Below are 6,047 nucleotides of genomic sequence, written 5' to 3'. Positions count from 1 at the left end.
GCATTATAGTTGTTATCATTAATTATATTAGACATCTTTCAATAATCAACTTAAAAAGTAAACTGTCATTTCACAATCAAATTATAAACAAGGGAAACTCTCTGGTTTTGGCAACAAATGTAAAAGGAGAGGTTGTTTTTTGTAGCGAGAATATAGTTTCTATTTTAGGATATACTGTAGAGGAAGTATTGGGTTATGGATATTGGGAACGCACTGGTGACTATGATTTATATAATGAAAAAGAAATTCAAGACTTTATAGATGATAAAATATTTGTAAGAAAATTAAAGTGTAAAAATGGAGAATACAAATACATTCAATGGAATGATAAAAAATTCTCAAATAATTTAATCATAGGAATTGGCCAGGATGTTACAAAAGAAGTTCTGATTCAAGAGCAATATAAAAATGCAATTGAAGGGGCTATTGATTTAATTTATGAAGTGGATTATAAAGGTTATTTAACTTTTGTTAATGATTTTACAATCAAATCTCTGGGTTTTGATTCAAATGAACTCATTGGACAGCATTTTTCCAAATTCATACATACTGACTATTTAAATGAAATAGTTCAATTTTACTCTAGATTAGATAAATTTGAAAATCATTTCCCTACTATTGAGTTTCCTTTATTCAAAAAGAATCAGAAAAAAATATGGATCTCTCAAAAAGTAACAGTCCGAAAAAATAAAGATGGAAAAATAGTAGCTTTCTCTGCAATTGCGCGAGACATTACAGTACTAAAAAACATTAAAAAAAATACAAAAATAAGACATAAAAAAGTAAACGAATATAACAGAACAATTACACAATTGTCTACTACCAATTTTAGCAGTTATATCAATTTAGAAACTCGATTAATGAAAGTATTAGAAACTGCATCTATCGTTTCTAAATGCGATCGCGTGAGTTACTGGAAATATGAAAAAGACCAAATTAAGTGTCAAAATTTATACAATTTAGAAAGCCAAACTTTTGATAAAGGTACTATATTAGAAAAAAAAGATTATCCTATTTACATTGATTCCATTCAAAGTAAGAAACAAATCTGTGCATCCAATGTTTTTAAAAAGCATGAATTATCAGAGTTTATAGAAGAGTATTTTTTAGTATTAAATATAAAATCTGTACTCGATATTCCATTTTTTATTGATGGTGATTTAATAGGAATAGTATCTTTTGAAACCATAAAAAATAAAAGAAAATGGGATAATGAAGATATCAATTTTGCAAGAGCAATTGCAGATATCATATCATTGACATTAATATCACAAAGTAGATTTGAAACAGAAAAAAAATTAGAGTATAAAAGTGAATTACTATCTGCAATGACACTTTGTACTGAAAAGTTTTTAAAAAGTAATAATATCGATGCTATTTTCTCTGATGTCTTAGTGATTATGGGGAAAGCAACAAAATCACACAGAACTTATTTTTATGAAAATAATGATATAACAAAAACGATCAGTCAAAAATACAGATGGATTATAGAAAATGACACATTAAATGAAGTCAATCAAAAACTACAGGAGCTGCCTCATGAATATTTTGAAGAATTACTAACTCCCTTGTTATCCAATAGTATTTACACTGCTGTAGTACCCCAAATTGAAAACACATCTCTCCGACAGAAATTAGAAAGTATTAACGTTTTTTCCATCATTCTTTTTCCAATTTTTGTGCGAGATAAATTTCACGGTTTCATTGGTTTTGATGACACCGAGACTGAAAGATTTTGGTCTGATGATGAAATAAATATTTTGCAAACATTAGCTCAAAACATTAGTTTTTCATTGGAAAGAATTACAAATGAAAATGCAATTTATGAAAGCGAAGAAAAATTCAGGTTGCTTGCCAATAATATTCCAGGAACTGTTTACCTCTCTAATTATGATGCAAAAAGTACAAAAATTTATATAAATGATGAAATAGAGAATCTTACAGGTTATGACAAATCAGATTTCTTAAACAATAAAGTTTTATTTATAGATTTGATTCATCCGGATGATAAAATTAAAACTATTGAAGCCCAAAAAAAAGCGATCGACTCAAAAAAACCAATTCACCTTACCTACAGAATTATTCATAAAAAAAACCATATTGTATGGGTTGAAGAGTTTGGCGATACTATTTACAAAAACGGAAAAATTGCATTTATTGAAGGTATATTTATTGATATCACCGAAAGAAAACAAGCCGAAACAATTGTTAAAGAAAAAGAACTTGCCGAAGCAGCAAATAAAGCTAAATCAGATTTTTTGGCAAATATGAGCCACGAAATAAGAACTCCCTTAAACGGTATTATAGGTTTTACTGATTTGTTAATGAGTACAAATCTAGGTGAAACTCAGGGAAAATACATGACCACAATAAGTCAATCAGCACATTCATTACTAAATATTATTAATGATATTCTTGATTTTTCTAAAATTGAAGCTGGAAAACTCGAGTTGTATTTTGAAATTTGCAATTTAAAAGATATGCTTTTGCAAGTTTTTGATTTGATACACTATGAAGCAAACCAAAAAAAACTACACCTAGATTTAATTGTAGACAAAGACATTCCTTTACATTATTTGATAGACAGTGTTCGATTAAAGCAGGTACTTATCAACTTACTTGCCAATGCAGTAAAATTTACTGATACTGGATCAATAAAATTAATTGTTTCTGCAGTAAAACCTATAAGTAACGGATACGCAACAATTCGTTTTGCAGTAGTTGATACTGGTATTGGGATATTAGAAGAAAATAAAAAGAAGATCTTTAAGGCTTTTTCACAAGAAGATGGATCCACTACTAGAAAATTTGGAGGTACAGGACTTGGATTAACAATATCCAATCAATTATTAGGTCTTATGAACAGTCAATTAAAGCTAGAAAGTGCTGTCAATGCAGGAAGTACTTTTTATTTTGACCTGAAGTTAAAAGTTACTGATAACGTCATTAAACATAAACATTTAGTAAAAAATAGCCCTAATATTAATAACAATCCCAAATTAGTAAACGATTTAAATATTAAGGTAATACATATTTTGATAGCAGAAGATAACAAAGTAAATATGTTACTCTTAAAAACCATTTTAAAAAATGAACCCTATCAAATTCAAATCCATGAAGCAATCAACGGTTTAGAGGCTGTTAAAAAATTTGAAAACACTCCAATTGATATTATTTTTATGGATATTCAAATGCCTATCATGAATGGATACGAAGCCTCTCAATGCATTAGAAACTTACAAAATGGAAAAACAGTTCCTATAATAGCCATAACTGCAGGTACAGAAAAAGAAGAAAAAGAAAAATGTATTGCTTCTGGGATGAATGATTACATATCAAAACCAATTATAAAAGGAATAATAGGCGACACTATTACAAAGTGGATAATCCAAAATAAAAAGTAATGTTGCTAATGTTAAAATAATATGTAATTTTAAATTTTAAATCAATCAACTAAAAAAATAATTTATGAAATGGAGTGGCAGACGTCAAAGCGAAAATTTAGATGACAGAAGAGGAATGTCTTCAGGAGGAAAAACTATAGTAGGAGGAGGTATTTTAGGTATTGTAATATTATTATTAAATACTTTTGGTGGCGAAAATGCACAAATGTTGACTCCCATTCTTGAGCAAATGAATCAAGGCCAAAGTGCTCCCACTGAACAAAGAGCACTCACACCAGAAGAGCTAAAAGAAAAAGAATTTATAAACTTTCTCGTTGTAGATAATGAGGATGTTTGGAAAAAAATATTTGAAGAAAATAATAGAAAGTATGAAAATCCAGCGGTAGTTCTTTTTTCAAATTCTGTAGACACTAAATGTGGAAGCGCAACGTCAGCATCGGGACCATTTTATTGTCCTGCGGACCAAAAAGTATACATGGATTTATCTTTTTTTGAAGAACTAAAAACTAAGTTTGGTGCTCAAGGTGGCGATTTTGCTACTGCATACGTAATTGCACATGAAGTTGGACATCACATACAAACACTACTAGGAACTTCGGCCAAAATGAGAGAAATGCAGCAAGGAAAAAGTGAGGCAGAAGCTAATAAACTATCTGTAGCATTAGAATTACAAGCAGATTTTTATGCGGGAGTTTGGACCCATTATAATCAAAAAATGAATAATTTTCTTGAAGAAGGAGATATTGATGAAGCTTTAAGCGCTGCACATGCTGTTGGTGATGATGCTATTCAAGCCAAAATGCAGGGGCATATTGTTCCGGAATCCTTTACTCATGGAACTTCGGCTCAAAGAAAAGCTTGGTTTATGAAAGGTTACAAAACTGGCGATATCAAACAAGGTAATACTTTTGAAGAAATTAATTAATACATTATGGCATGTAGTATTGCAACTGCATGCCATATTTTTTCTATTGGACTTGATCCAAAAATAAATTGGCAGGTTTGACTCAAAAATGTTCTTATTCGTGAAAAGAGCATCATTTTTAAGGAATTGTTATCTAATTATTGTTTTCATTTTCATCATTATATAGTGTTTTCACAAGCAACAAAGTGATTAAAAAGCCTATACAAAACCCTCTTTGTGCTGTAAAACAGTACTTTACACAAGTATCTTGAACAAAGAAAACCTATCAATCAAGAGATATCCAAAATAATGACATACCTTTGCACCAAATTAAAGGAGCAAAATATATAAATGTGTTTGCTTCGTAAATACAATTTATGTCATTCAATTCATTAGGTTTATCTGATTCTTTACTCAAAGCAATCAGCAAAAAAGGGTACACTACCCCATCTCCAATTCAACAAAAAGCAATACCTCCCATACTTAAAGGCCAAGATGTTTTAGCATCTGCTCAAACTGGAACAGGAAAAACAGCAGGTTTTACGCTCCCAATATTGCAATTGTTGTCTCAAACACAACCCGTTCGCAATCGTCCAATTCGATCGTTGATATTAACACCTACTAGAGAATTAGCAGCTCAGATATTAGCAAATATCAAAGAATACAGCGAATTTTTAGATTTAAAAAGCACTGTTATTTTTGGTGGAGTAAATCAAAATCCACAAGTAACGCAATTACGTCAAGGCATTGATATTCTGGTAGCAACACCAGGAAGACTTATTGACTTGCACAATCAAGGTTTGATTTCACTTGCAAAAGTGGAAATTTTAGTTCTTGATGAAGCAGATAGAATGCTGGATATGGGATTTTTACGTGACATTGAAAGAGTACTAAAAGTTTTACCTCAAAAAAGACAAAACTTACTTTTCTCTGCAACTTTTTCAAAAGATATTAAAAAACTAGCGATGGGAATTCTTCAAAATCCTATTCAAGTTGAAGCAACTCCAGAAAATACCACTGTAGATGCCATAACCCAACTCATTTATCCTGTTGCGAAAGAGAAAAAAACAGAATTAATCATAAAGCTGATTACCGAAGGGAACTGGAAACAAATTTTAGTGTTTACAAGAACCAAGCAAGGCGCTAATAAACTAACTGAGTTTATGAATGAAGCTGGTATTAAAGCAGCTGCAATTCACGGTAACAAAGGTCAAGGCGCTAGAACAAAAGCTTTAGAAGGTTTTAAAAATGGAAGTTTAACGGCTCTTGTTGCAACAGATATTGCTGCTCGTGGATTAGACATTCCATTATTACCGCATGTTGTAAATTTTGAATTACCTAACATCCCAGAAGATTACGTTCATAGAATAGGTAGAACAGGTCGTGCTGGTGCAAATGGTAAAGCAATTTCATTGTTTAGTCCTGATGAGACTGTTTTTTTAAGAGATATCGAGAAATTAGTTGGGTTAACAATCCCAAAAGAAAACATAAAGGGTTTTGAACCAGATCCAAACGCCTCAAAAGAGCCTATAAAACAAGGACAAGGTAGAACGCAACGTTTTTCTGCACCCAAACAACCTAAAGTGGATTCAGCCAAAAAAACAAACAATTTGGGAAATAGACGTACTACTAGCTCAAACAACGATAGACGTGTAAATAGGTAATTATTGTAAGTGAAAAACCTGTAATTATTAAAAAAATAAAGACCGTAAATCAAAACATGATTTTACGGTCTTTTT

General features: G+C 30.8%; 3 protein-coding genes. All 3 read left to right on the top strand.

Annotated features, from left to right (window positions below; all coding sequences use genetic code 11):
• A partial coding sequence (locus DNC80_RS14915; protein WP_220485261.1) for a PAS domain S-box protein occupies nucleotides 1-3,404 on the top strand: 3,404 nt, incomplete at its 5' end.
• Between the two features lie 64 nt (nucleotides 3,405-3,468).
• Nucleotides 3,469-4,329, top strand: coding sequence for a neutral zinc metallopeptidase (locus tag DNC80_RS14910; RefSeq protein WP_182651891.1), 861 nt, complete (start codon nucleotides 3,469-3,471; stop codon nucleotides 4,327-4,329).
• 356 nt (nucleotides 4,330-4,685) lie between these two features.
• Nucleotides 4,686-5,972 (top strand): DEAD/DEAH box helicase, encoded by a 1,287-nt coding sequence (locus tag DNC80_RS14905; protein ID WP_182651890.1) that lies wholly within the window; start codon nucleotides 4,686-4,688, stop codon nucleotides 5,970-5,972.
• Nucleotides 5,973-6,047 lie beyond the last annotated feature (75 nt).

The organism is Flavobacterium sp. SOK18b (assembly GCF_014156605.1).
GTDB lineage: Bacteria > Bacteroidota > Bacteroidia > Flavobacteriales > Flavobacteriaceae > Flavobacterium > Flavobacterium tiangeerense.
This window is presented reverse-complemented; position numbering and strand designations above follow the sequence as displayed.